General features: G+C 46.9%; 22 protein-coding genes and 1 rRNA gene. 3 read left to right on the plus strand and 20 right to left on the minus strand.

Annotated features, from left to right (window positions below; all coding sequences use genetic code 11):
- The 3 genes from ACPW7N_RS03960 to ACPW7N_RS03970 form a co-directional block, all read right to left on the minus strand.
- Positions 1-92, minus strand: a 16S ribosomal RNA gene (locus ACPW7N_RS03960); the annotation flags it as partial.
- Positions 93-522: 430 nt separating this feature from the next.
- Positions 523-1,146, minus strand: coding sequence for a cyclase family protein (locus ACPW7N_RS03965; RefSeq protein ID WP_425649725.1), 624 nt, complete (start codon positions 1,144-1,146; stop codon positions 523-525).
- Positions 1,143-1,523, minus strand: coding sequence for a hypothetical protein (locus ACPW7N_RS03970; RefSeq protein WP_425649726.1), 381 nt, complete (start codon positions 1,521-1,523; stop codon positions 1,143-1,145). Before ACPW7N_RS03970 ends, ACPW7N_RS03965 begins: the two co-directional genes overlap by 4 nt.
- Positions 1,524-1,705: 182 nt before the next feature.
- On the opposite strand from ACPW7N_RS03970, the gene ACPW7N_RS03975 reads away from it, so the two are divergent.
- Positions 1,706-2,608, plus strand: coding sequence for a hypothetical protein (locus tag ACPW7N_RS03975; protein ID WP_425649727.1), 903 nt, complete (start codon positions 1,706-1,708; stop codon positions 2,606-2,608).
- A 48-nt stretch (positions 2,609-2,656) separates the two neighbouring features.
- On the opposite strand, the gene ACPW7N_RS03980 is transcribed toward ACPW7N_RS03975, so the two are convergent.
- From ACPW7N_RS03980 to ACPW7N_RS04005, 6 genes are all read right to left on the minus strand, one after another.
- On the minus strand, positions 2,657-4,213 hold the full coding sequence (locus ACPW7N_RS03980; RefSeq protein WP_425649728.1) for a DHA2 family efflux MFS transporter permease subunit: 1,557 nt from the start codon (positions 4,211-4,213) through the stop codon (positions 2,657-2,659).
- Positions 4,214-4,349: 136 nt separating this feature from the next.
- Entirely contained in the window at positions 4,350-5,384 is a 1,035-nt protein-coding gene (gene nadR / locus ACPW7N_RS03985; protein WP_425649729.1) for a multifunctional transcriptional regulator/nicotinamide-nucleotide adenylyltransferase/ribosylnicotinamide kinase NadR, read from the minus strand.
- Positions 5,381-6,088 (minus strand): nicotinamide riboside transporter PnuC, encoded by a 708-nt coding sequence (gene pnuC, locus ACPW7N_RS03990; protein WP_425649730.1) that lies wholly within the window; start codon positions 6,086-6,088, stop codon positions 5,381-5,383. Before pnuC ends, nadR begins: the two co-directional genes overlap by 4 nt.
- Positions 6,089-6,695: 607 nt before the next feature.
- Complete coding sequence (locus tag ACPW7N_RS03995; protein ID WP_425649731.1) at positions 6,696-7,943, minus strand: MFS transporter; 1,248 nt, start codon at positions 7,941-7,943, stop codon at positions 6,696-6,698.
- Between the two features lie 48 nt (positions 7,944-7,991).
- Positions 7,992-9,197: an ATP-grasp domain-containing protein gene (locus ACPW7N_RS04000; protein ID WP_425649732.1), complete on the minus strand. Its 1,206-nt coding sequence runs from the start codon at positions 9,195-9,197 to the stop codon at positions 7,992-7,994.
- Complete coding sequence (locus ACPW7N_RS04005) at positions 9,190-10,458, minus strand: hypothetical protein (RefSeq protein ID WP_425649733.1); 1,269 nt, start codon at positions 10,456-10,458, stop codon at positions 9,190-9,192. The genes ACPW7N_RS04000 and ACPW7N_RS04005 overlap by 8 nt, the downstream gene beginning before the upstream one ends.
- A gap of 486 nt (positions 10,459-10,944) precedes the next feature.
- Between ACPW7N_RS04005 and ACPW7N_RS04010 the strand changes: the two genes are divergently transcribed.
- On the plus strand, positions 10,945-12,111 hold the full coding sequence (locus ACPW7N_RS04010) for a radical SAM protein (protein ID WP_425649734.1): 1,167 nt from the start codon (positions 10,945-10,947) through the stop codon (positions 12,109-12,111).
- A gap of 135 nt (positions 12,112-12,246) precedes the next feature.
- On the opposite strand, the gene ACPW7N_RS04015 is transcribed toward ACPW7N_RS04010, so the two are convergent.
- The 8 genes from ACPW7N_RS04015 to ACPW7N_RS04050 form a co-directional block, all read right to left on the minus strand.
- Entirely contained in the window at positions 12,247-13,416 is a 1,170-nt protein-coding gene (locus ACPW7N_RS04015) for an RCC1 domain-containing protein (RefSeq protein ID WP_425649735.1), read from the minus strand.
- An 86-nt stretch (positions 13,417-13,502) separates the two neighbouring features.
- Positions 13,503-14,594: a M24 family metallopeptidase gene (locus tag ACPW7N_RS04020; RefSeq protein ID WP_425649736.1), complete on the minus strand. Its 1,092-nt coding sequence runs from the start codon at positions 14,592-14,594 to the stop codon at positions 13,503-13,505.
- 43 nt (positions 14,595-14,637) lie between these two features.
- Positions 14,638-15,636: an ornithine cyclodeaminase family protein gene (locus ACPW7N_RS04025; RefSeq protein WP_425649737.1), complete on the minus strand. Its 999-nt coding sequence runs from the start codon at positions 15,634-15,636 to the stop codon at positions 14,638-14,640.
- A 24-nt stretch (positions 15,637-15,660) separates the two neighbouring features.
- Entirely contained in the window at positions 15,661-16,665 is a 1,005-nt protein-coding gene (locus tag ACPW7N_RS04030) for a proline racemase family protein (protein WP_425649738.1), read from the minus strand.
- 29 nt (positions 16,666-16,694) lie between these two features.
- Positions 16,695-18,131, minus strand: coding sequence for an aldehyde dehydrogenase family protein (locus ACPW7N_RS04035; RefSeq protein ID WP_425649739.1), 1,437 nt, complete (start codon positions 18,129-18,131; stop codon positions 16,695-16,697).
- Positions 18,132-18,156: 25 nt separating this feature from the next.
- Positions 18,157-19,029, minus strand: coding sequence for a dihydrodipicolinate synthase family protein (locus ACPW7N_RS04040; protein WP_425649740.1), 873 nt, complete (start codon positions 19,027-19,029; stop codon positions 18,157-18,159).
- 40 nt (positions 19,030-19,069) lie between these two features.
- Positions 19,070-20,098 carry a proline racemase family protein gene (locus tag ACPW7N_RS04045; RefSeq protein WP_425649741.1) on the minus strand — a complete coding sequence of 343 codons (1,029 nt, stop codon included), beginning with the start codon at positions 20,096-20,098 and terminating at the stop codon, positions 19,070-19,072.
- The gene (locus tag ACPW7N_RS04050; protein WP_425649742.1) at positions 20,067-21,284 is read right to left on the minus strand and encodes an NAD(P)/FAD-dependent oxidoreductase; all 1,218 of its coding nucleotides are present in this window, start codon (positions 21,282-21,284) and stop codon (positions 20,067-20,069) included. Before ACPW7N_RS04050 ends, ACPW7N_RS04045 begins: the two co-directional genes overlap by 32 nt.
- Before the next feature lie 252 nt (positions 21,285-21,536).
- Between ACPW7N_RS04050 and ACPW7N_RS04055 the strand changes: the two genes are divergently transcribed.
- Positions 21,537-23,072 carry a sigma 54-interacting transcriptional regulator gene (locus ACPW7N_RS04055; protein ID WP_425649921.1) on the plus strand — a complete coding sequence of 512 codons (1,536 nt, stop codon included), beginning with the start codon at positions 21,537-21,539 and terminating at the stop codon, positions 23,070-23,072.
- 100 nt (positions 23,073-23,172) lie between these two features.
- Here ACPW7N_RS04055 and ACPW7N_RS04060 read toward each other — a convergent pair whose 3' ends face one another.
- From ACPW7N_RS04060 to ACPW7N_RS04070, 3 genes are read right to left on the minus strand one after another with little or no spacing between them, the layout of a single operon-like run.
- A complete protein-coding gene (locus ACPW7N_RS04060; RefSeq protein WP_425649922.1) occupies positions 23,173-23,880 on the minus strand; it encodes an ABC transporter ATP-binding protein in 708 nt (235 codons plus the stop codon).
- A 5-nt stretch (positions 23,881-23,885) separates the two neighbouring features.
- Positions 23,886-24,656, minus strand: a complete 771-nt coding sequence (locus ACPW7N_RS04065) for an ABC transporter ATP-binding protein (protein WP_425649743.1) — start codon at positions 24,654-24,656, stop codon at positions 23,886-23,888.
- Positions 24,622-25,614: a branched-chain amino acid ABC transporter permease gene (locus tag ACPW7N_RS04070; protein ID WP_425649744.1), complete on the minus strand. Its 993-nt coding sequence runs from the start codon at positions 25,612-25,614 to the stop codon at positions 24,622-24,624. Before ACPW7N_RS04070 ends, ACPW7N_RS04065 begins: the two co-directional genes overlap by 35 nt.
- Positions 25,615-25,620 lie beyond the last annotated feature (6 nt).

Below are 25,620 nucleotides of genomic sequence, written 5' to 3' on the forward strand. Positions count from 1 at the left end.
CCGCCGCTAGGGTCCGAAGACCCTCGCTCGACTTGCATGTATTAGGCACGCCGCCAGCGTTCGTCCTGAGCCAGGATCAAACTCTCCAATAAAGTTGAGTTGATTCTAAACTGCAAAACAATTCACTTGGCTAGTGTTTTGATTCACTATAAAACGCTTTATTGTTCAGTTTTCAAAGAGCATTTAGTTTATTCATCAACCACCTCGTTTGAGAGGCGGAGTTATAATATATCATGTTTCGTTCTATCATTTCAACCCACAATATTTGGTAGGTTCGCCGCTCGATCGCTAGAAATTCAGTTCAAGAATCTCTTACTCTCGTTGGCCGGAAGATCAATATATCATGTTTGTCTTCCATAACTCAACCATCAATATATGGTAAAACCCACTTGGTTATACTAGCACCTCGCGGGTGGATTTATAATCTATCATGTAATAGACTCATAAATCAAATGCATTTTTTGGAAGAAAGAGCTTTTATGAAATATTTAATGCCGATATTCCCCTATTCAATCTAGTTATTCAAGTGATCGTGATCCCTTCCAACAGCAAGACTCTAGCTGGTGAAGCCTCTGTTCCCACTAATTTCAGAGGTGCCGCAACCATAAAATATTCCCCTTGCTCAATCTCATTTAAGCGTAGGCCTTCCATTATGATTACACCGTTTCCAAACAAAGTTTTATGCGTAGGATGACCTTCTTGACTTCTTTCGATTCCCAATGCATCGATTCCTACTCCACGTACCCCTACTTGAGCAAGGTATTCCGCTCCGTCCTCACTGAGAAAAATAAACTCAAAATTGAACTGACTTTCGAATGAATTTTTGGTTTTACAAAGGATAAAATCCCCCTTTTGAATTGCATGTTTTTCAAGATCTACCTTAGTGATCCGATCTTCCACTTCCGTTAAATCAAGCACTTTACACTTCCCAACTAGACTCTCCAATGGGATTGTTTCAAATGCTGCTCCATCTGTAACCATATGGAGAGGCGCATCGATATGTGTACCTGTATGGACATCAAGATCAATACGGGTTTCTGTTACGTAACCATTTGATACTGACTTTAATTTGGGCTGCTTTTCCGGTTTATTTTTATAAACAGTCATCCCTTCAAAAATGGAGCCAGTTACATCATAAATCTTCATTTTAAGACCTCCATGCTAAACGTATGGGTATTACGACACTGCCCCTCTAAATACTGATCATTACTATTAAAATTTGAAACAACAGCGCACCAAAAGCTGCAAATTTGTTCTCTCCGCCCGTTTTTTGCAACTTCTGTTCCCGCAAACCCTGTTCTTCCAAGTGGCTGATCCGTTTGATTTGCTTGATCGCATGTACGTAATAGATGATATTTGCGAACAATCCAATAGCGATTTTGGGAATAAGGGTTAAGAATAAAAACTCGAGTGGCAGCCCAATTCATGCCTATCTTTTTCTGTTTCCAACTTTCCAGATAATATGGATGGTGGTGTACAAATACGGCGACATCTCGTTGGTCTATGATTTGCGGAAAATTCATTGTCTCCCTCCTTCCGTGGTCAGCTAGTTATCCTCCATAATCTATTTCTTCATGATATAGCTTTCTATTCTATTCTTGGTTGAAGTATCCTTTTGATTTCCCCCTCTGGTACAAGCATCACATGAAAAAAACTGCACTAATTGGTTAAAAATAATCATATTGCACCAACAGGAGGACCTGCTATGGATATTTATCAAGCAATTTGGGCGGCGGATATGAGAGGCAATGGGATTCGGCCGATTTTGCCCTCGGATAAAGGGGACATGTCTGAGGGATACGTGGTTGTGGATACAGAAATATGCAATGCTGAACACCGCATATTGAAGGAAGTCTATATACCCGAGAGAAAGAGAACCAGTTACCAATTAATCGAAAAGCTCTTTGATAACTACAAACTGAATCAGACCAGAGAAGAACTGAATACGGTGAACGAATCGAAGGAAGTGGAAAAATTTTTATGCATGGCAATCGAGTCACACCCTGGCAAACTGGCAAAGGAATTTACTGAAGATAAAACGAACAAAACCTTTAATGATCAGCAATGGTACTCCTATTTACATGATTTATGGTTTCGGCAATTTTATTGGGAGAGCGGAGTCGATTTATCAGGCTTCGAGCATGTCTTTGTGGGCGAGCAAAAAAAACGAAAACTCGTAGGTCACCATTTTTGGTATAAATACTGGCTTGAAGACAATGCAGATGTTAACAACCTCCATCGAGACCAGATTGAAATGACCTGTGCCAATCACCATGAGCAAAATCCTGCTACACCGTATGCTGTTACCGTGGGCTATCATTTGGATGCCTTTGACTATGAAAAACAGCGTTTTGTTAAAATCATCAAGAAAAAATGCGCCTTCCTTGTCGGGATTAGTGCGGAGGGCCTGCTGGCCTTAGGAACGGTACGGGCTTTGCCTCAAGAGCACCTGCCTGAGAATTTCGTACTCAACGGCGTGCCTTTTCAACTTGAACTATTTAGCAGTCCTGACGGTAAAAGCATAAGAACCTTTTATCCGAATTATATACCTCCTTCCTCCATCTCTCTTACTGAGGGACAAACTCAAGAAAGATCGCCACATTCATAAGGAATGGTGTAGCGATCTTTTTTCTATTACCACCAATCCTTGCGTGCATTACGTTTTGGAGGTGGAGGGCTCATCTTTCTCAGGATTTGCATTTTTGATAAAGAACGCCAATAGAAGTGAAACCACTGTCAAGAAAGTGGCAATCATGAATGCGTCATCGATTCCCATCACTGTTGCCTGAGCCACTAGTGCCATCTCCCTTTCAGTGGAAGACGCAATATGTGGACCTACTGTAAAATCCCTTACATCCGCAGTTGCTTGACTCTTCATCATAATCATCTGATTGGTTGAAGCCACATGTTGTTCCGCGGCTATTTCCTTCATGTGAGCCGCCGTTTGGTTTGTCATGACCGTGACGAAAAAAGCCATGCCAACAGCGCCTGCCATCATCCGCATGGTATTGACCATCGCCGTTCCATGTCGATTCAAGGAAAGTGGCAATGCATTTAACCCAGCAGTAAAAATCGGCATCATGAGAAGCGCCATGCCAAACATGCGGGCAGTGTAAATCCCTGTTACATAGCCAAAGGACGTTTCCGTATCCAAATCAGTAAGCGCATAGGTCGTAATTACCGTAATCACCAGACCCGTCACAGAAAGCCATTTGGCTCCGATCTTATCAAACAACCTCCCCGTGATTGGTGACATCAGCCCCATCAATATGCCCCCGGGCAACAGCATCAGCCCCGATACCAGCGGGGAAAAGCCCCGGACGTGCTGCATGTAGATCGGAATGAGAATCATGCCGGAGAATAGTGCCATCGTTACGATCACATTAATAACCGTAGTAAGCGAAAACATCGGGTAACGAAAGATCCGAAATTCCAGAATCGGGTTTTTCACGGCAAACTGTCGCCAGATGAACAGGATGAGGCTGATACCACCGATCAAAAGCATGGTGATTACTAGTGAGTCACTCCACCCTTTAATTCCGGCAGTCGCAAAACTGTAAAGGACACCGCCAAAACCAATCGTAGAAAAAATGACACTCCATACATCCAATTGAGGGCGGCTTGTTTCAGAAACATTTTTGATAAAAAAGAACGAAAATACCAGATTAGCCAAAGCAATCGGGAAAACGATATAAAAAAGCAGCCGCCAAGAATACGTTTGGACAATCCACCCTGACAAGGTCGGACCGATTGCTGGTGCAAAATTGATCGCAATGCCCAGAGTTCCCATCGCCGCACCTCTCTTATGAGGTGGAAACAACGTAAAGATCACATTTGTGATGAGCGGCATCAGGATACCTGCACCTACTGCCTGCACAACCCGTCCTATTAAAATCGTATAAAATCCGGGGGCGATCGCACAAATGAACGTACCGATCGTAAAAAAACTCATACACGCGATGTACAACTGTCGGGTTGTGAATCGTTCCAGCAGAAATGCAGTAATCGGAATGACAATCCCGTTGACCAGCATGTAAATCGTAATCAACCAATCGGCAGTCGCCGCTTCTATATGAAAATGCTCCATCAATTGGGGTAAAGCAATATTAATTAGTGTTTGGTTCAAAAAGGCAATAAATGCGCCAATAAACATGACGCCAAATAAAGGTCCCGTCCTGATTGCTTTCTCAGTCTGTGTCTGATCTTTGTCCATTGCCGATATCTTCTCCCTATGCAAGGAAATTCTGGTATCTGTACGTCTTCGATGTATTCTGTCCAGAGTCAGATCAGGTATACAGATGCTTTCTTATCGCATAAAAAAAGCACCGATCCATCGATCAGGTGCTCTTTCATTCTCCTAGGATTTCATTGACGAGGTGCATTGCTTGTTCTAAACGGTGTTGATAGTTTCCTGAAATCGTCTTGTATGGAACCCCATATTCATTCAATAACCCTTTTAGCATCTCATGATTCATCTCACGAACCTGCTGATCACCGAATGAACGGGTTCCATCATCAACCCATTTGATATCGGGTTCAAGAAAAAGCCAGAGGTCATACTTTTGCAATCGGGCGATCTCATCCAGTACAGCGTGACGTTTACCGAGATAAAGCCTGGAGTAATACTGCGTGACAATTGCTTCCGTATCAATGAAAAGCACTTTATTTGCCTTGGCTACTTGTTCCTTTTCATGATATTTATGTTCAAATGCAATCTCGGGATAATCATCTGGCAGCGTGATATCTTCACAACTCCCTAGCCTTTCATAGTAGACTCTCCCCCTTTCCTCTACGTACGTCGTGTTATAGAGGGTAGCGAGATTGCGAACCAAAGTAGATTTCCCGCAGCTTTCCGTGCCGACAACCACTACCCTTTTAACAAAATAGGGTTTCACGATCTCGGGTATCATGTCCCAGTGTTTTATGACTCCATCTGTTCTCAGCATTGTTCCTGAGATTGGATAGGTGACTCTTTTGGCATCAATCACAACGTGTTGTGCATCTGGATATAACTGACGAAAGATATCCGAATAGGCATGCTCGGAACTAAATACGATATCAATCGGCTTTCCGATCGCCGCTAGAATCCCTTCGGCACCACGGTACCAATCAGAAATGTCTCCTGTTTGTTCTTCATAGACGGCATGGACATGAACATGTGGCAAATCCTTTGTCAGTTGAGACCACCAGCGTGTTCGGATGCGTGCGGGAATATGCGGAATTTTGGAGTCTTTGCATAGTATTTTTTCAAATTCTTCATCATACGAAACGATAACATGTAATTCATCCACCATTGTTGAAGCTCGTATCATCGAGTAAACATGCCCCATATGTGGACAGGGAAGAAATTTCCCACCATACATGCCTACCTTACCCATTGTCATAGTTGAGCTGCCTCCTGAACTCTGCTGAGCTTAATCCAGTTGTAATAGCCATATAAAGAGTTAATAAGAAAAGCTGACCACATGACTACCATATTAAAGTCATTACCGCCCTGGGAAACCAGCGTCACGATCCAAAGTGAAATGGATAATACATTGACGGTGATCCAGAGTGCCCATTGTTCGGCATATCTCTTCAGCATCAATATTTGTGCGATAATCGAAAGGACAACGGCTGCCGAGTCAAGACGAACGGCCTGACCACCGATCGTATGAAGCAGTTCTGCGTACAAGGTACTCCCCACAACGGCTGTGAGAACAAGATACATCCACCCTCGCTTGCCGAGCCTCCTAACCGCAACATCCTCCCCTTTTACACTGTTTTCGGTACGATTTTTGTTCCACATGTAAATCCCGATAAACTGAACAGGCAGGTAAAACAAGGCATTCAGCATCGCCTCTCCGTATAAAGAATAACCGTACGAAATATACGCATAGGTTGCCGTTTGAATGATACCGAAGTAATAATTGGAGATCTTCCCCTTCGCTACCAGCACGACGCACATCATCCCGGTTAAGGAAGAAATCAACCCTAATAAGGAATCTTCAAACGCAAAGAAAAGATAGATATTAATGACCGTAAATATTGCTAACCACATTTTTTCAAATAACGTCCAATCCTGAAATACTTTAAAGTCCACTCCCATTCTCTTTTCCCCCTTTTCCCGATACACGCTGCCTCTCTAATGCATAAAGAAGCCACTTTATTGTCTATTTGTTGTTATCGATGTGTTATTAACAATTTGTTAATAACAAAATCATATTGCACAATATTGCCTTTGTCAACGTTTATTGGAAAAATTCTCATGTGCTTTCACTATTTCGTGAACTGCGCTACAGAACACCTTGGAAAAAAGTGTTATTTTAATTATGCGAACAAAAGGAGGTGGAGGATCGTGAAAAAGTTTTTACTTTTATCAGTAGTTATCGGAAGTCTATTGAGTGTAATTCCGAGCGCTTCTGCACAGGAGCCTTCTTGCTGCGTATGGAGTCATGGGTGGTATGTTTGCTGCACGTAAGTAACAGGCTGTTAACAACCTTTTCCTTAGACTATGCTGCAAGGCTTAGTCTCTTTTTTTTTCAATGGTTGGCTTCACACTTTTTGAAATGGATGGTGTATCTTCTCTTCATTCATTTTAAAATTGCTCTTGGTAATGAAGGAGGTGAATGATGGTGCGAAAATTTGCGTTTGCACCGACACATACATGAAAAGGCTCAATCTCCCGATGAGAGAGATTGAGCCTTCTTCTAGTTCTAGTTAGCGATGGTATCTACTCTTTCAGCTACGCCTTCGTTAATCTTAAGAATCTTAGATGATAGGAAATAGACGAGCACCGAAATTCCCACGATCAACAACCCTACCGTATGGAAGAGCTCTTTTGCTGTCACTGCTTCCCCGATGTAACCAACCAGAGCGTAAATGAAAAATCCGAAGATCGACGTCATCGTGTAAATAAAGCTGTTTACCCTTCCCTGGTAATGTTGCTCTACATTTTCATGAATGGTCGTACTGTACAAGGTTCTTGCTTGCAAAAGGCTGATTCCGAACACAAAGAATATCACGGCCCCACTGCCCAATCCTTGCATAAACGGAATGATCGCAAAGGTTCCCCCCATCAGCAATAACCCAATGGACATAAAGTTTTTACGACCGATCCAGTTCACGATAGCCGTCAAGGTCAAGCCACCAACGATGGCACCCCATGCAAAAAACGTATCGAGCAATCCGAGAATCTCCGGCCCCATGTTCATTTCATTTCGGACAAAAGGAACGCTCAAAATATTGTAAATCTGAATCGTAAATTCTGTCAGAGCTACCAGAATCGCTAAACGCAAAATGATGATGTTTTGTTTCAGGTAGGTAAGCCCATCCTTGATTTCACCGACAAAGGATTCGTATTTCTTGCCGACTTCATTCTTGGGCAGAATAAAGCCTTTGCGAATAAAAAAGACGATGAAACTTGATGCAAATGCTAGAAAGGCGTTTACCATGATCGTATAGGGCCCACCAATTTGAAAGATCAGGAAACCAGCCACGGCGGAGCCGATCATCATCCCGATTTGCATGGCTACGCTCGCCATGGAATTGGCTGATAGCAACTCTTCTTTCGTCAGAATCTCTCGCATCAGGCCTTTCGATGCCGGGAAGTATAAGCGCTCGGCAATCGCCGCCAAAAAAGAGATGCCGTATAAAACATAAATACTGAGAGAGCCTGAAGCAAACAGGAACGGAATGGAGAGAAACAGCAACCCTTTTACGAGTTGAATAAACACAACAATATAGCGCCGATCCCAGTTGTCGACGAATACCCCGATAAAAGGAGAAAGCAGAATCGCAGGCAGTGACGAAATAGAGAGCAGCCAACCTAGCGAGGCAGTAGATTCGGTCAAATCCAGAACCAGCCAGGAGAGAACAAACAAATGGATTCCCAGCCCTACACTTGAAACACTATGGTTTAACAGATACAGGAAAAAAGAACGTTTTTTTAACAACTGTAGCATGGAAGCATCCTTTCTCGCATACAGAATCTATCGATACGCATGTGTACTTTAGACCACTTGGAACAGAAGTTTATCAGCCGACCGTTGTGCATTGGATAGCGCATCATCCCGGTCGGTGCCTGTCGCAATGACATAGGCCGTACGAGAAAAGGAATCCTTCATGCCCTTGAGCTCCGTCCCTGGCTGCTGCAGTACTTCGATTTGCACAACTCCTGTCTCCGACTTCGCTTCCTCCACGCCTTGTACTTCCTCCAGTTTGCCGATGACTGGTGGAGTGACGTACCAGATCGCTGCCGAGGTTTCCATTTTGCTAATTTGCGGAACCTGATCCAGAACACTTTCTCCATAGGCCTGCTTCGCCCATAGATCCAATGTGTCTACACCACTTACCAGTTTGATCAGTTCAGGAATGTAATCTCCGCCCAGACGGGTATGTGTCTCTATGATTCTAGGACCGTTTGCCGTCAGCATAATTTCAGTATGAGAGGGCCCTTGAGTAATGTTCAACGCATCCAGGGCATGACAAATAAGCTCTTTGATTTCCAACTCTATCTTTTCTTCGTAAGGCTTATACGGAACGCAGTGACCTACCTCGACAAAATGCTTCTCTTCCTTGAATTTTTCCGTGATGCACATAATGACATGCTTTCCGTTTTCCGAGAAAGCCTCCACACTGAATTCTTTCCCTTCCAAAAACTGCTCGACAATCATTCCTGAGCCAAAGTTTGCTTTTTCGAACCAGATAAGTGCTTTTTCCAAATCTTGCTCAGTCATGATTCTTGCAACACCGATGCTTCCCCAGCCATCAACAGGCTTAATTATGAGAGGATATCCGTTTTCCTGCGCAAAGGAGACGATCTCTTCCTTGCTTGTGACCAACTGATTTTTAGTCAAATCAACGCCTTTTTCACGCAAAATTTGCCTCATGATATTTTTGTTGCGAGTAACCTGAATCACGTGTGGGTCATGATAGGGTAACCCCAAGGCTTTAGCAACATTTGCAGCGTTCTCCTGATCCATCTCATGAAAGCTAGTAATTCCATCAAACGGATCGAGCTTATGCAAGCATTTCGCCATCTCTATCCATTCCTCTACGGTTGAGTCTGCAGGGATTCCTACTACCCGATGATAGCTCTTATCCTCATTCTTTTTTACCTCTTCTGCTTTGATCATGACAGTCATGCGGGCTCCATAGTTTTTCAAAATCTTGTGCATGATACGAAACCCACCAATGACGAGAATATGTTTATCCATTTACAACAACGGCCCCTTTCGTTCTTAACCCTTCAGATTCTTTGATAAAGAGAATAGGATCTTTGATTCTTTCACTTTCATTAAAAGAAAATGATGCATTTCTAAACTTGTGTTTTCTTACTTTTGGCGGTAACGGTAGAATTACACCAATTTGCCGTGCAACAGCCTCCATCCATTCGTACTGCAATCCTCTTTCTGAGTGCCACTTCTCCAGCTCTGTTTTGTCCATGGACCTGTTTTTTTGCAGAGCCTTGCGAAATGCCTTGCATTCATGTGAAATTTGTTTGGACGCTCGATTCAACTGAGTGGAGATTAAATCCACCATCTCCTCCAGTCTGTCCGTCCCCTCTAGATGAGACAGCCCATGGCCCAATTCATGCAAACATTGATGTGCTGACTGAACCAGTTGCAGGACCAGCTCCCTGGAAAGCTCTTTTCCCTGGATGGTGCCCGCAAGCTGTCGAAGCATCTTTTTCATGGCATGCCCTGCTCCTTTTGAGCCAAGCTCTGCCCCGTCGAGTAGAAGTGCCACAATCGAACGGAAATGATTTGCCCATAAAAACTTGTCGGTATGGGACAATCCAGAAAATTCAGACGAGCTTCTAACCACATATGTCAACGGATAGAAGAAGCGGCTGGAATAGAAAGATGGCAGGTTCTCTCTCACAAAAGAAAGTCTCTCTAAAAAGAACGCACTATCAACTGCCAGCTTATCATTCATTTTCATGAATCCAATGGAAGCGACCGGGATAATTCCATGGCGGTACGGATAAAACACCTTCACGTAATACCCAACGGGCCGATCTTCCCCAAGATTCGTCTGCAGACTCTGATCCCAACTGATGACCCGATCTGCCGGAATTCCTAACCGCAACACATCACTTCTCAGATTCATTTCATGCGGAGCGAGAAAAACAAGTCTGTCTGCTTTGATATGCAATGCTTTCTCCAGGAATTCAAGCGTGAAGCTGAGTGCTTCTCTGCCATCTGTGTCCCCAAAACGGAAGAAAGAAAGCATCACTTCAAAGGATGTCGCTAACGGATATTTCCCAATTTCTTGCAGTCTTTTGCTGGAAAAAATCCGCTGCGCAGTCACATATCGTGCAGGAAAAACATGATACCCAGGTTCAAACAGGTGCATATTCGCCATCACGGCTGAACCGACAAAGTAGGTATCCTGGTTTTCACGAAGCAGTGAAGCTTCCGGCAGTACCTCATAACCTCTTTCACGACCCATTGTTAAAAAAATATCCCTGATCAAAACGTATCCCCCATTTTCTGACTTCGATAATTTCCTGTACTGGCTATGCTTCCAGGCACACAAGTTAAGAATATGTGAATTTTTGATTGTTATGTACTGGAAACTATAGCAGTGATTACCAAGATGATTCTGTGAACCGTACTACAATTTTCACATTTAATTTTCATTAACAAACGAAATCATTGATATGCCAAAATTCTTAAATTGTTCCAGTTTTTATAAAATAAATTTCCATAAATTGTGAATTGGACTACTGTTTTTTCCATTTTTGATGTGTTACTTTAGTGCTCGTAGCTAAAAAGGAGGTGAAATTCATGAAGGACTTGATCAAAAAAGAAGGCAAAAAACCGTTGGTAACTGGTGCAATTGGCTGCTGCAAGTAAACTTAGGAATCTCTTTGGGGGAACCTTTGTTCTTCATGAACTTAGGTTCTCCTCCTCTCTTTTTTTGCCTTAAATCTTTGTGACTCGTTCGTAGGAGGATGTTATGTTTACTAAACTAGAAGATGGTTTGCTTGCCAGATTTGAACCCCATAACAATCAGATTTTTGTCTTGTGTGACAACGAGCTATATACATTTGACGAAGCATCGCCAACCTACACAAATATAAAAACAATGCTCCCGGAACCGAGCACGTGGAACGAACCTTACTTGTCTACTCCCTACAGCGTCCAACTTCAGTTGACCAAGGGCTGTAATTTTAGCTGCACGTTTTGCTATGCCAATTCTCAAAGAGGAAATCGAACGATGGATATGCCCATCGAAAAAGTAAAATCAACAATTGACTCGCTTTTCGAGTGGGGTGTGCCCAATGTTTCGTATGTAGGCGGAGAGATCTTTTTCCGTAGTGATTTGCCGGAAATTATTGACTATGCCCATCAGCTAGGGCTGTCTCAGACGATGATTACAAATGGGATCATTCCCGGTTCACAGCCGGATAAATATAAATCTACTCTTGAAAAATTCCACAAAATTCAGGTTTCGATGAATGGCGTTCATGAAGTCTACGATGAGTCTGTTCAAACGAAAATGTTTGATCGTTTTGTTGAATATGCGAGGAACATTGCAAGCATCAATCAGAATGTCTGGATTAGCTGTGTGATCAATGAAAATAATGTGATGCAAATCAAAGAGGTATTGGAGACGACTCGCAAGATTGGAGCACGGGGAATTCGTTTTGCCGTTGTAGCCAAACAGGGGCGTGGAGCAGGAGCCGAAGCAGATTATTTCCGTCGGATTTTACCTTTGGCAGAGCAGGAATTACAAAAAACGATTCACGATTATCCCGAATTGGAGATTGAAACACATTTTAACCCACAATTAACGGTGCAAAAAGGTGATCCACTGCCACCGTATTTGCATTTCCGTGGAGAAGGCCACTTGGCCCTCTATATCAGCATGGAAGGTCATATTTATCCGTTCCCGTTTTTGGAAAGACCTGAGTTCATCGCTGGCAATGCCTTTACCGACGACCTGCCAACCGTTTGGAAAACAAGTGAAGTGCTGCATACCTTCCGTAACCCCGAGATTGTGAATAGCAATTGCAAGGAATGTCCTACCCCCTGTTCTCTCTCTTCTCTCTCTATGTCGTACCTATGGACGGGATCGCTTTCTGGCAAGGTTCCTTGCTACCGATGGGATTACCAGGCGTAAAATAAAAAAAACCACCCGGCACAAGCTAACGCTCGCGGTCGACTAAACGCAACATCCGTGTTGCATCGTCTTCACTCGAACGTCCTTGGCATCGTCGGGTGGGGCTCCAATGCCGAGACTAGCTCGGCAAACTTTTTATGGTTGAGTGGAGAAGGTAATATCTTCGAATAAGAATACCCCTTCCTCCTTATTAAAGGATAGCGAAGTAATATTCTGATTATCTTTCTTGATGCGCTCTATTAATTCCGCTTGGGTCGGATACGGTTTCGTCTGGACGGCCCCTTTTCCGAATGCATAAAGCGTTTTCCCATGTATCCCTGCACTACTTGCATTTGAAGCCAGTTTTTCATAAGAGGTATAGAGAAATCCGTCAAAATCAAATCCTTTGGTATCACTGATCAAAATTCTCCCTCTAGCCCGATAGGCGTACCGTACCCAGATCTCCCCATTGGCCTTATATAAGAAATCGGTATAAGGCGTGGTTTTATATCCTACCGAGTTGGCAAACATCGGATCGGTAAGTAGATCCAACTTGGTAATTGATTGCGTGCTGATGACAGAACCACCTTCAGCAGTCGGGAGATAAAACAGTGCGGGCTGCGCATTTTTTTGATAGATTGATCTGTTTAGGCTTTTGTCCAGGGCAAAAACATGCTGATAATTCCCTGTCTCAGCAATCTTTTGCAAGCTGTACGATGCAGGCTGTTGCCCCTTGTATCCACATACATAGATTCCATGATCAGCAATGATAACTGTTGTATTGGCAGAAGTAGCTGCAGATCGAACGTTTGCCAGCAGCCGGGTTGGTTTGCTCACTTTTTTGGCATTCTGAATCCCTAATTGATTCAGATTATTAGCACCCATCACGTATAAATCTCTGTTGGTCGTCAAAAACAAGATTTCATTTCGCCCAGTCATGACTTTTTCGACAGAAGTGATTGGCAACGAAACGGGCTTTACAGATGTTAGTACTGGCTTTTGGAAGTAAGTCATATCGCTTTGATCATACAAGGTTCCCTGGAAATACACTTTCTTATCGTCAGTCAGGAATACCATGAACTTTTCACCGGGAATGAGGTCTTTCACCTTCACAGGGATGGCGAGTGGCGTAGTTGATTTGCCTACGTATACCTTTCCACTTTTCAATACGTATGACTGTCCGTTAAGCTCTTCCACGTCCTGAATTGTGACCGTTGGTTGTTTTGCAGTTGATTGAGCAGGTGCAGGAGTTACAGCATTAGCTACAGGTATGTATGCAGTCAGAAGGAGCGACATGAGAATAGAGGTAGCGACGAATGGTTTCACGGGTAATGACTCCTTTCTACTTATTGATTCATTATTGATCTAGAATCCCCCGAAATAAAAAAAGGGCTACTATTAATAGTAACCCATTACAGCTCGATCGTAATCATTTCTTTCGGGAAGGTAGTCAGTACTTCAACGCCCTCTTTTGTTACCAGTACATCGTCCTCGATTCGGATACCGCCAATTAGAGGATTGTAGATTCCCGGTTCGATGGTGAAAACCATCCCTTCCAAAAGCTCTCCGGGAGCTCGACCATGAACAGACGGGTATTCATGAATTTCCAACCCGATCCCATGGCCCACCCTGTTGATAAAATATTCACCATATCCTTTGTTCCTGATGACGTCTCTCGCAACCCGATCTACCTCAGAAATTGGGGTTTGGGGGCGGACTGCTTCAATCGCACGCAGATTGGCTTCAAGCACCGTGCTGTACATGTCCATGAGCACATGGTCCAGCTCACCAATAGCAAAGGTTCTGGTCAAATCAGATACATACCCGTCTACGAAAACCCCTGCATCGATCAACAGCACTTCGCCTTCCCGAACCGTACGGTCTCCCGGAGTTCCATGCGGCATGCCTGCTTTTTTTCCGGTCAGTACGATTGTGGAAAAGGATGGCCCTTCCGCTCCCAGCTTTTTCGTTTGATATTCGAGCTCGGCAGCGATGTCTCTTTCGCTAACCCCTCTTTTTACCTTGGGCAGAGTAAGGCGAAGCCCCTCTTCGATTACCCAGATCGCCTTCCTGATTGCTGTCAGCTCTTCCTGGCTTTTGATCTGACGCATGTTTTGCAGCGGCTCTTCTACATCCACAATTTCTTTCGGACGCAATGCCTCTGCAACAGCCTTGTAGTTTCTGGCCGTGAGATGACCGGTTTCCACACCAAGACGATCAATCGTGGATGGCAGATGGCTCTTCCATACCTCATATGGGTTTTCGTCATCGTTATAGGTGTAGATTTTGGTTACCAGCGATGACTCTGCGGCTTTATCCCTATCCAATGCAGGCAGGAAGAGAAAAGGCTCCTCACCCTTTATCAAAACGAGTGCCATAAATCGTTCATGTGGGTCGGTAAAAAAGCCGGTCAGATAAAATACATTCTTCGGATGGGTAATCAATGCAGCATCAATCTCTTTTTTCTCCATATAGCGCAGCATGCGGTTTAGTCTGTCTTGCATATTTTTCACCTTGCTTTTGAAATTTAGGATAGTAGCAGTAAAGCTAGAGAGAAACGTGCTGTCCTGCTCCCAACTGAATGGCACGGTCATAAAGCAGCTTAGCGACAACGATATCCATGGTAGCCAGCCCCACAGACTTGAACAGGGTGATCTCTCCCATCCGCTCCCGCCCTGCTCGATTACCCGCAACAATCTCCCCTAGCTCTGCGTGGATTCGCTCCGGCGCAAACAATCCCTGAGCAATCGGGATGACGAGGTCTCCGGTTTCTTCCAAGGCTCCTTCTCGTGATTCCACCACAACTTTGTCCGCCATGGCGACTAGCTCCCCTGGAAGTTCCTGCATGGTTGGACGGTAAGCGCCGATGGAATTGATATGCATCCCCCGTGAGATGTTTTCCATTGAAAAGACCGGGTGTTCCGCGTTAGTCGCCGTGACAAGTATATCGGCTCCAGCAACTGCCTCATCCGGGTCAGTCAGTACACGCACCTGCTTGCCGACAGCGGCACCTTGGGCGATCTCTTCGGCAAAAGCCTCCGCTTTGGCCTGACTTCGGTTGTAGAGTTGAATCTCCTGAATGGGACGGACGGCCAGTATTGCTTCGATCAGACCGCTTGCCTGTGCACCGGTCCCAATCACTGTCAAATGGCTGGCATCCATCCGGGCTAGATGGCGAGTAGCAAGACCTGACGCAGCTCCCGTACGCACAACAGTCAGATAGGATGCATCCATCAGAGCCAGCGGTTCTCCTGTATTCGCATCGATGAGTACCATGATCCCATAGATGGTTTTCTTGCCTAACTCCCTGTTCCCGGGAAAGACGGAGACGAGCTTCATCCCCAGACTTTCCCTGCCAGGCTCACTTCCTGACACATAGGCTGGCATGAACAGAGAGAGACCGTTCGCCTGCTCTACCGGAATCGAGGTTCGCAAGGGTGTGATCGTTCGGTCCAGGGAGTATTCCTTGAGGGCTGTAGCGACCGCCTCGATTACGTCCTCCATTTTCGCCAGATTGCGTTGGTCCTCCCCTGTTAACAACAACATGCTCATCCCTCCTGCCTTATTTTCTTATCCGAGCAAGAAACCATCGGCCAACGGGTCAGTCGGATCAACGACAAATTGATGCAAACCAGTGATAAATGCCTTGCCTTCGATCAGAGGGATGACAGCATTGTGTGGACCGACTTGGGTGGTTCCGATTACCTTGCCGACAAACTGACTGTCCACAATTCCTTCATGAACAAACGAAGCACCTGCTTCCAGCAATCCGTGATGGTACAAGGCAGCGATTCGGGCAGCCGTACCCGTTCCGCAAGGGGAGCGATCGACTTGCTGATCGGCAAAAATCGTTACATTGCGCAGATCAGACCCTGCCTGCCTCGGCTCATCCGAGAAGATTACCCCATAGATATCTCGCAGCTTTGGCTCTAGCGGATGATAGACATCCATCGTCTCTTCAATCCGCTCCTTGATCGCCCTGCCCCAATCCTGCAATGCCGCCAGTTGCTGAATATCCACCTGAAGCCCTACGTCCTTTGCGTGGACAATCGCATAAAAGGCCCCTCCATAGGCAATGTCTACCGTTAATTCAAGTCCATTTACCAGAAGAGACACGCCGCTGGCCCAGACAAATGAAGGAACATTTTCAAAGGAGACCGATTTCACCTCATCACCTTCCATGTGAGCGTAGGCAATGATTTTTCCCGCAGGACTATCAATAATGACTCGTGGGCGATCGCCGTTTACCTGCAAATATCCCGTTTCAATCGCCACTTTTACGATAGCAATAATTCCGTGACCACACATGGAGCTAAAGCCTTCATTATGCATAAACAAGACACCGAAATGGGCATCCGGGCTGACTGGCTCCGTGATGACACAGCCGTACATGCCGTGATGTCCACGTGGCTCGAACATCAGCACGCGCCGAATATGGTCGTACATTTCACGAAAGTGCGCCCGCTTCTCCAGCATGGTATTCCCCTTGAGCGGAGGAAGCCCGGACTGGATAATCCGCAGTGGCTCCCCGCCTGTATGGGCATCAATGGTGGTAAACAATTTGTTTATTTTCATATAGAAATACCTCCACTCTTATGCCCTTGCTACAGGGAATATTTGATTGCGCACGTCTTGAGTTCACTATAAAAGTCCAATGCGGCCTGCCCTTGCTCTCGTGTGTGTGAGCTGGAGAGCTTCATCCCGCCAAAAGGAGCCTGATACTCAACACCTGCTGTCTCTTGGTTGACACGAACCATTCCTGCTTCTGTTTCCTCGAGGAAACGATGAGCCATTGCCAGATCACTTGTAAACAACGAGGCACTGAGTCCGAATACTGTCTGATTGCACAGATCGATGGCATGCTCAAAAGTCTCTGCCTCCAGAATGACAGCCAGTGGGCCAAATACTTCTTCCTGAACCAGCGCATGCTCGGCCTTCAAGCCTTTGACGACCAGCGGGCTGATATAATATCCTTCCTGCTCCGTACTTCTTTTGGTCTCAGCGACAACCGTTCCCTGCTGTTTTGCCATCCGGGAATAGTCGCCCACCTTTTGGAATTGGTCGGCTGATGCCACTGGTCCGAGATAAGCCGCTGGATCGAGAGCTGGAGCCAAGGTGATGGCCTCCATTGCTGATTGCAGTCGTTCCTGAAATGCAGGAAGAATACCTCGTTCGACGATGATGCGGCTGGTCGCCGTGCACTTTTGTCCCGCCGAGCGAAAAGCTCCGCTGATCACCATGGGCACAATCTTGTCCAGATTCGCATCGTTCAGAATGATCGCTGCATTTTTTCCGCCCATCTCTGTTTGATATTTGATGTTTCGCTTGGCGCAGACAGCCGCAATATTTGTGCCCGTAGACGTGGAGCCAGTAAAACTGATTGCGTTGACACCAGCCTCCTCCAGCAAGGCATTTCCAAGAATTCTGCCTTTTCCGATCACAAGGTTGAGCACACCAGCAGGAAGTCCCGTTGCAGCAAATATTTCAGCCATGCGTGTCGCTGTCAATGAAGCAATTTCTGCCGGTTTCCAGACTACCGTATTGCCACAGATTAAAGCGGGTGCAATCTTCCAAATCGGAATTGCTACAGGGAAATTCCATGGCGTGATGATTCCGACTACCCCAAGTGGAACTCGCTTCGTATACTGCAACACGTCCGTGTCGGAGGAAGGGATGATGCTTCCGTTTGCCCTGACTCCTTCCGCCGCATAATAGCGGAGCAAATGCACGCCACGCATTACTTCTCCACGCATTTCAGTAATCGGTTTTCCCATTTCTGTACTGGCAAGTGTTGCCAGTTCGTTCAAATGTGCCTCCAATGCTTGGGCCATGCGAAACAGGTACTCACCACGGGCAGGCCCGGCAAGTTTTCTCCAGGCCGGATAGGCTGCGCGAGCTGCTTGACTCGCCTCCATGATATGCAATGGTCCCGAGCAATGGATAAGCCCTACTTCCTCATTTAGGGCAGACGGGTTTTTGACAACAACCTGTTCCTGCTTGGGAGTCACCCATTCTCCGCCAATCCAGTTTTTGCTTTCCATTTTCATTTGCCCCCGATCCTAATTCTTATTTGCTCACTGCAAACTGGTATGCCTCACGAATCTTGGCGTATTCAGCTTCGTCGAGTGACAGACGTGGCGGACGAGTTGGGCCAACCGGGAATCCGCTAAGCTCCATCATGTATTTGATCGCTTGAACGAGCTGTGGACTAGCATCGAATTTGTAAAGCGGCAGCATGCGACGATACAGGGCAAGCGCCTCTTGCAACTTTCCTTCACGAGCCAACTGGAAAAGCTCTACGCCTTCCTTTGGCAAAGCATTGGGAACCCCGGAAATCCAACCAGTAGCTCCGACCAGCGGGCCTTCCATGGCCAGGTTATCGACACCCACCATCACTTCCAGATTGGTTCTGGCGAGAATTTCGTGCATGCGTCGAACATCCCCAGAAAACTCTTTAACGGCTACGATATTGTCGATCTTGGACAGTTTTTCCAACAGATCAGGTGTCAGGTCGGTTTTGTAATCATGCGGGTTGTTGTAGGCGATTATCGGCAGACCCACGGAGGCGAGTGCCTCATAATGGGCAATTACCTCTTTTTCCACTGGATTGTAGTTGATCGGTGGAAGAGCCATTATCCCGGCGGCACCTGCTTCCTTGGCGTGGCGTACCCAGCCCACAGCCTGCTGCGTGGATGGTGCCCCGGAACCTACTACGACTGGAACCCGTCCGGCAGCTGCCTTGATGACTGTCTCCACCACTTTCGCACGCTCTTCTGCGGTCAAAGATGCATATTCACCCAGTGATCCCCCTGGAATCAATCCGTGTACTCCCTGATCAATCAACCAGTTACTTAGCTCATGAAGCCGCTCATAATTCACCTCATAATCGTCGGTAAACGGTGTAACCAATGCAACATAAACTCCTTCAAAACGTGCCATGCTTGCTCTCTCCTCTCGAATGGGTAAGGTATGTTATTTTTTAGTCGTGGTCTTCTGCTGGCGGGATTAGCAGGAACCCTTCTGCCAGCTCATCTGCTGGATCGTAGAAAAACGTATGCATGCCCATCAACCAAGCAGAGCCACTGATTTGAGTCACACAGGCCGGCAAGCCCCCCACTTCGGTTTTCTCCAGCACCTGCCCGTGAAACAGGGAGCCCACAATGCTCTCATGTACGAACTCATCGCCGATGCCGATCTCCCCTTTGGCCAACATGACAGCCAACTTGGCAGATGTGCCTGTGCCGCAAGGAGAGCGATCAACCCCTCCTGGCGGTACAACCACCGCATTTTTTACATGGGCTTTCGGATGGGTCGGATCTGTATAGAACTCCACATGAGTCAATCCTTTGATGAATGGATACTCGGGGTGAACAACGGGAATCGTCCGATTAATCGCCTGTCGGATGCGTACCGCTGTTTCCACCACCTTGGAGGCATTCTCTGGAACCAGTGCCAATCCAAGCTTGCGAGCATCAGCGATTGCATAAAAATTACCACCGTAGGCAATATCGCAAGTGACCGTGCCTACCCCTTCTACCTCAACAGTGAAGTCCTGTTGGTAGAGGAATGCAGGAATATTACGAAAACTGACTTGCTTTGCCTTGCCGTTTTCCACATCGATTTGTACCTCGACCAGACCCGCAGGCGTATCCAGCTTCAACCTCGTGACAGGCTCCGTCACAGGGATCATCTCCGTCTCTACCAATGCCGTACAAAACCCGATCGTGTCGTGTCCGCACATCGGCAAATAGCCTCCTGTCTCTATGTAGATAACACCTACATCTGCGTCAGGATGGCACGGTTCCAGCAGAAGTGCTCCTGACATGACCTCATGTCCCCTTGGCTCAAACATCAGCACCCGCCTGATCCAGTCATGCTCTTCTTTCATTTGAATCAGGTTTTCTGCCATGGTCTTGCCCGTCAGCTTGGGCAAGCCGGAAATCACCGTGCGGGTTGGATTTCCGCCCGTATGTGTATCAATGGTGTGAAACGTTTTCCTTGCTCTCATCCTCTTGCCCCCTTTCATCAAAGCGGTCGTACCGAAGTGGTTCCACCGGAATAATTGTTTCGCTCTGACCGCACATAAGTTCCGATACCAGTTTTCCCGTGACAGCAGCCAGACTGATCCCGTCTCCCTCATGCCCAGCAGCAATGAAGAAGCCCGGAACCTCCCGAACCTCCGACACTACTGGCAAGTGATCCGGCGTCCAAGGACGAAGCCCGGCATAGGTGCGAATAAGGGTAAAGTCAGCCAGTTTGGGATAAAAGCGGATCATCCTGCGGGCAATACAGCGTGCAACCTCCGTATCTACCTTGGTGTTGAACCCGACGAATTGTCGTGAGCTGCCAATCAAAAAATTCTGACTCTCAGTCGGTTCAAAAACGAGAGCAACCCCGTATTTCTCGGTTTCCGGGTCCACCAGCCGTTTGCCACCAAATTTGGAGATGAGATAGCCGAACTCCATCACCTTGCGCAGTCCGATCGGCATCTGCCGGGAACCGACGATCAGGTGACCTTTCCGTGGTACAACAGGGATGTCGATCCCCACCATTTTTCCAATTTGCGGAGACCAGACACCTGCCGCATTCACCACTTGTTTGGCTGTCCATTCCCCGTTCGAGGTGTCGAGCTGAAAGGTACCGCTAACCGGATCACGTCGGATTGCTTTCACCTCTGTCCGCTTGATTACCCTTGCTCCATACCTTTTGGCCCCTTCAAACAAGGCAAAGGTGAGCAGGTACGGGTTGACTGTGGAGTCGGTAGCGCACTCCAATCCGCCGAGCAGATCGTCTGCGAAATAGGGTGACTCCTGCCGGATGTCAGAGCGATCCAGCATGCGAAAGGGCAGACCTGCTTCCTTTTGCCTCCGTACCCACTCTTCGGCTGCAGCCATCTCGTCCTCCGTCTCGCAAACCAAAATACTTCCTGGCGCACGGTATTCAAACGAATGATCAAGCTCTCGGCTCAACTCATCGACCAGTCGTTGACTCACAAGCGACATCTGACTGTCAAAGCCGGGGTCCTTGTCGATCGCCAGAATATTGCCGTCACAACGGGATGAAGTCCCAGAGGCGATCTCCCCTCGTTCCAAAACCGTCACCTGTTTTCCCGCTTTGGAAGCATAGTAGGCAATGGCACCGCCGATAATCCCACCTCCGATGACAATCACCTCAGCATGTGATGAATTACCCATAGTCGACTCTCCCCCAACAGCGTACTTTCGTCTTGCACATTTCACTTTTGGTCATTCACATCTCTTTTAAATTGCAAACCTTGTGCCAAACGGTTAAATCAGGGTTGAACTGTTTTTAATGTCTGAAAAAATTGACACAACACACTTTGGATGTATAACATTTTAGAAAGTGTATATATTTTTGAACACGATAAACAGAAAGGAGTGATTTCCTTGAAACACAAGCTTCCACCGATACAAAATGTCATGCAAATGGATTCGGGAGAACTGGATGCATCAAGGACTTATCCCTCTATTACGCTTGCCAGCCCGCTTTCCCAAGCGATTCCGCTGTTCCGACAAAGCCGCTTTGTCCTTGTGACAGACGAGCAAGGCGAAACTGTCGGTTATCTCGACGAACAGGAAATGTTGCAGGCTGTTTTCAGTGCCTATGAATACCTCGAAGCGTATTTTGAAACGATGATCAAAACGACAGATACCTCCATCTCAGTCATTGATGAAAACAGCAACATCATGGTCTGGACGGAAGGAGCCAATCAAATTTTCTCGGTAAAGACCGATGATGCGATTGGCAGGCCGATCACTGACTTTTTCCCTGTGGAAATGCTGCAGACGCTCAAAACATTGAAAACCGGCGAAGCCGTATACCGCCGCCAGCACCAGCCACGAGAAGATTTGTTTGTCCTGATTAATACCAATCCTATTCGACTCAGGGACAAAATCGTTGGAGCCGTAGCCGCCGAAACAGATATAACGAGCCAGGTTCGCATGAATCAGGAACTACTAAACGCCACCAGAAAGGTACACGACCTCGAGCAGGAAATGGCAAAACTGAGCCCATCCTCCGATCCGTTTCAACACATCAAAGGCACCAGTCCGGCAATTAAGCGGCTTAAAGTGATGATCCAAAAGCTGAAATCTACCGAAGCGACTGTGCTGATTCAAGGCGAAAGCGGGGTCGGCAAGGAGTTGTTTGCCAAAGCCGTTCACGACGTGCGAGAAGGTAAGGATGCACCGTTTGTAGCGATAAACTGTGGAGCGATCGCCCCGTCGCTGTTTGAAAGCGAGCTGTTCGGTTACGAAAAAGGAGCGTTTTCCGGCGCAGATCAAAAAGGGAAAAAGGGCCTGATCGAACTGGCCCGAGGCGGTACGCTGTTTCTCGATGAAGTGGGCGAAATGCCACTCGACATGCAGGTAAAGCTGCTGCGTGTCCTGCAAGAGAAAAAATACTATTCTGTCGGCGGCACGAAACAGATCGAAGCCGATTTCCGCATCGTTGCTGCAACGAACAAAGACCTTGAGGTGCTAATTCGAGAAGGAAAGTTTCGTGACGACCTGTACTACCGACTCAACGTGGTAACCCTGAAGATTCCGCCGCTGCGTGAGCGAATTGAAGACACGATTGAACTGGCTCATTTCTTCTTGTATGAGTTTTCTTTGCGATATAACCGTCCGATTCACTCCATCCTGCAAAACGTGATGCAAAGTCTGTTGGAATACCACTGGCCAGGCAACATTCGCGAACTGCGCAACACCATTGAGCGGCTGGTCGTATTCGCTACAGACGGAGTAATCAAGGAGGAAGATTTGCCTTATCCATTGCAGAGCAACCCTAGGCATATACAATCACCCGCAAGCGACGAGCTACTTTCTTTGCAACAGGAAATAGAAGAACACGAGCGTCGAGTCATCCTGCGGGCGATTGAGCTGGAGAAAGGAAACAAAATGGCTGCAGCCAAGCGGCTTGGTATTTCCAGAGCGACCTTGTACAACAAGCTGAATGGTTAGTCTCGCCTGCGCTTCGGCGGCAACAAATCAGCCAAGATACGGATCACTTCCATGACAAACCCCCCGTTTCCAGTCGTAAGCGTACTCGGAGCATGACCCCTCAAGCACCGAGGTACGCTTTGACAATCGTTTCATCTTCACGCAGCTTCTCTGCGGTATTCTCGATGGTGATTCTCCCGGTCTCCATCACATAACCACGATGCGCCAGTCGAAGTGCGGCCTTTGCATTTTGCTCAATGAGCAGAATGGTCGTTCCCTGCCGATTGATTTCTTTAATGATTGTCATAATTTCATTTACGATAATTGGTGCCAAACCCATGGAGGGCTCATCCAGCATCAGCAATTTAGGTCGGGCCATCAATCCCCGACAAATCGCAAGCATCTGCTGTTCTCCACCACTCAAGGTTCCTGCAATTTGCTTGCTCCGCTCCTGTAATCGTGGAAAGAGAGCAAAGGCCTGCTCAATACCCTGCTGGACAAATTGTTTATTCTTGCGAATGGTAAAACCACCAAGTTCCAGGTTCTCAATCACAGTTAATCCGGTAAAAATACGCCTACCTTCTGGCACATGAATCAAACCGGACTCAACGATTTTGTGAGGAGGCACCCCTGTGATTTTGCTCCCTTCGAAAAAAATTTCACCGTTATTTAGCCTAAGCAGGCCAGAGATCGTTTTCAGCGTCGTGCTTTTCCCAGCACCGTTGCTTCCCAGCAAAGCGACAATTTCGCCCTGTCTCACCTCCAGGTTGATCCCTTTTAGTGCCTGAATCTTTCCATAAGACGCCTGGACCTCTGTCAACGTCAACAACACGCTCACACGGCATCCTCCTTTCCCAGATACGCTTCCACTACACGGGGATTGGTAAGGACTTCGTCGGGTGTGCCTTCTGCAATCTTTTGCCCATAATCCAGCACAATCACGTTCTCGGATATTTTTTTAATCAAGCCCATGTCATGCTCGATGATCAGCACTGAAAGCTGGTACGTTTCCCGGATCAGGCGTATCATCTCGATGAGCTTCTCTTTTTCCTCATAGTTCAAACCAGCAGCAGGCTCATCCAGCAGCAGCACTTGCGGCCGAGTAGCCAGAGCACGAGCAATTTCCAGATACCGCTGTGCCCCGTAAGGCAGGTGCTTGGCAACTCGGTGTGCATATGCTTCAATCCCGACAAGCCGGATACAGTCCATTGCGGCATCTTCGATCAATCGTTCTTCTTCCTTCTGTGCCTTCGTTTGCAGCAGGGCGCCGATAACCGTTTGCTTCGTTCGGCAGTGTAAACCAGCCTTGACGTTGTCCAGTACCGTCAGATTGGGAAACAGACGCAGATTCTGAAAGGTCCGTGCGAGCCCTAGCCGGGTGATCTCACTCGGTTTTTTGTTCTTCAGCCGTACATGATTCAATTCAATCTCACCACTGGTCGGTTGATAAAAGCCTGTGATCATGTTAAAAACAGACGTCTTTCCCGCGCCGTTCGGCCCGATGATGCTGGTGATGGATTGTGGTTTCAGGGCAAACGAAAGGTCGTTCACGGCAACCAGGCCACCAAACCTAAGCGTTACATTTTTCACTATCAAGCTGGACATCGCTCTTCCCTCTCTCCCCAACCTCATTTTTTTCTGCCGTGTCTTTGCCATAACGGGCTGGCAGCAATCCTTGCGGGCGGTACAGCATCATGACGATCAACGCCGCTCCGAACAGCACAAATCGCCAATCCTCCAGTGAGCGAAGCAGTTCGGGCAAAGCAATCACCAGAACCGCACCAAGCACAACACCGGGAATACTGCCCAATCCACCGAGCACGACAGCAAGTAAAATCATGATTGACTGCATGAAGCTGAAACTGAGCGGAGCAATCGCACTCATTTTTACTGCAAAGATGGAGCCTGCAAGTGCGCCGATCACCGCACCGATCGAATAGGCAAGCAGTTTCATGTTGATGCGGTTAATCCCCATCGCCTCCGCAGCATCCTCGTCTTCACGAATATACATCCACGCCCGACCGATACGGGAGCGGCCCAATCGTGAGACAGCCAGCACAGAAATAATTGCCAAGATGAGAATCAGGTAGTAAAAATCCTGCTGCCCGGACAGCTTATACCCGGCGATAGAAGGGTGCGGAATTCCGTAAATACCCGAAGCTGATCCGGTGATGCTTAGGTTGATCGCCAATATGCGGATGATCTCACCGAATCCAAGTGTGACGATTGCCAGGTAGTCACTGCGTAGCCGGAGAGTTGGTGCTCCGATGATGACCCCAATAATCGCTGCAAATACAACCGCTACCGGAATTGTCAGCCAAAAGGACCATTGGTACACCGTCATCAAGATTCCGGTCGTATACGCTCCTACAGCGAAAAAGGCAGCATAGCCAAGATCAAGAAGGCCGGCAAAGCCTACGACTACATTTAACCCTTGTGCCAAAACCACATATATCAGTGCCATTGTGGCGACTTCCTGCCAGTAATTGCTGGCGACAAAAGGCAGCAGGCATGCCACGAACAAGACCAGGATTACTGCCCAGAATTTCACAGATCGTTTCATCTTACG

This window comes from Brevibacillus nigriterrae (assembly GCF_049846925.1).
Lineage (GTDB): Bacteria > Bacillota > Bacilli > Brevibacillales > Brevibacillaceae > Brevibacillus_H.

Excerpts from the sequence above, each read along its gene's own strand:
- ACPW7N_RS04070 (WP_425649744.1), bottom strand. The coding sequence starts at position 25,614 with ATGAAACGATCTGTGAAATTCTGGGCAGTAATCCTGGTCTTGTTCGTG.
- ACPW7N_RS04010 (WP_425649734.1), top strand. The coding sequence starts at position 10,945 with ATGTTTACTAAACTAGAAGATGGTTTGCTTGCCAGATTTGAACCCCAT.
- ACPW7N_RS04020 (WP_425649736.1), bottom strand. The coding sequence starts at position 14,594 with ATGCAAGACAGACTAAACCGCATGCTGCGCTATATGGAGAAAAAAGAG.
- ACPW7N_RS03995 (WP_425649731.1), bottom strand. The coding sequence starts at position 7,943 with ATGCTACAGTTGTTAAAAAAACGTTCTTTTTTCCTGTATCTGTTAAAC.
- ACPW7N_RS04000 (WP_425649732.1), bottom strand. The coding sequence starts at position 9,197 with ATGGATAAACATATTCTCGTCATTGGTGGGTTTCGTATCATGCACAAG.
- ACPW7N_RS04040 (WP_425649740.1), bottom strand. The coding sequence starts at position 19,029 with ATGGCACGTTTTGAAGGAGTTTATGTTGCATTGGTTACACCGTTTACC.
- ACPW7N_RS04055 (WP_425649921.1), top strand. The coding sequence starts at position 21,537 with ATGGATTCGGGAGAACTGGATGCATCAAGGACTTATCCCTCTATTACG.
- nadR (WP_425649729.1), bottom strand. The coding sequence starts at position 5,384 with ATGACAATGGGTAAGGTAGGCATGTATGGTGGGAAATTTCTTCCCTGT.
- ACPW7N_RS04065 (WP_425649743.1), bottom strand. The coding sequence starts at position 24,656 with ATGTCCAGCTTGATAGTGAAAAATGTAACGCTTAGGTTTGGTGGCCTG.
- ACPW7N_RS03975 (WP_425649727.1), top strand. The coding sequence starts at position 1,706 with ATGGATATTTATCAAGCAATTTGGGCGGCGGATATGAGAGGCAATGGG.
- ACPW7N_RS04030 (WP_425649738.1), bottom strand. The coding sequence starts at position 16,665 with ATGAAAATAAACAAATTGTTTACCACCATTGATGCCCATACAGGCGGG.
- ACPW7N_RS04045 (WP_425649741.1), bottom strand. The coding sequence starts at position 20,098 with ATGAGAGCAAGGAAAACGTTTCACACCATTGATACACATACGGGCGGA.
- ACPW7N_RS03970 (WP_425649726.1), bottom strand. The coding sequence starts at position 1,523 with ATGAATTTTCCGCAAATCATAGACCAACGAGATGTCGCCGTATTTGTA.
- ACPW7N_RS03980 (WP_425649728.1), bottom strand. The coding sequence starts at position 4,213 with ATGGACAAAGATCAGACACAGACTGAGAAAGCAATCAGGACGGGACCT.
- ACPW7N_RS04025 (WP_425649737.1), bottom strand. The coding sequence starts at position 15,636 with ATGTTGTTGTTAACAGGGGAGGACCAACGCAATCTGGCGAAAATGGAG.
- pnuC (WP_425649730.1), bottom strand. The coding sequence starts at position 6,088 with ATGGGAGTGGACTTTAAAGTATTTCAGGATTGGACGTTATTTGAAAAA.
- ACPW7N_RS03965 (WP_425649725.1), bottom strand. The coding sequence starts at position 1,146 with ATGAAGATTTATGATGTAACTGGCTCCATTTTTGAAGGGATGACTGTT.
- ACPW7N_RS04035 (WP_425649739.1), bottom strand. The coding sequence starts at position 18,131 with ATGGAAAGCAAAAACTGGATTGGCGGAGAATGGGTGACTCCCAAGCAG.
- ACPW7N_RS04050 (WP_425649742.1), bottom strand. The coding sequence starts at position 21,284 with ATGGGTAATTCATCACATGCTGAGGTGATTGTCATCGGAGGTGGGATT.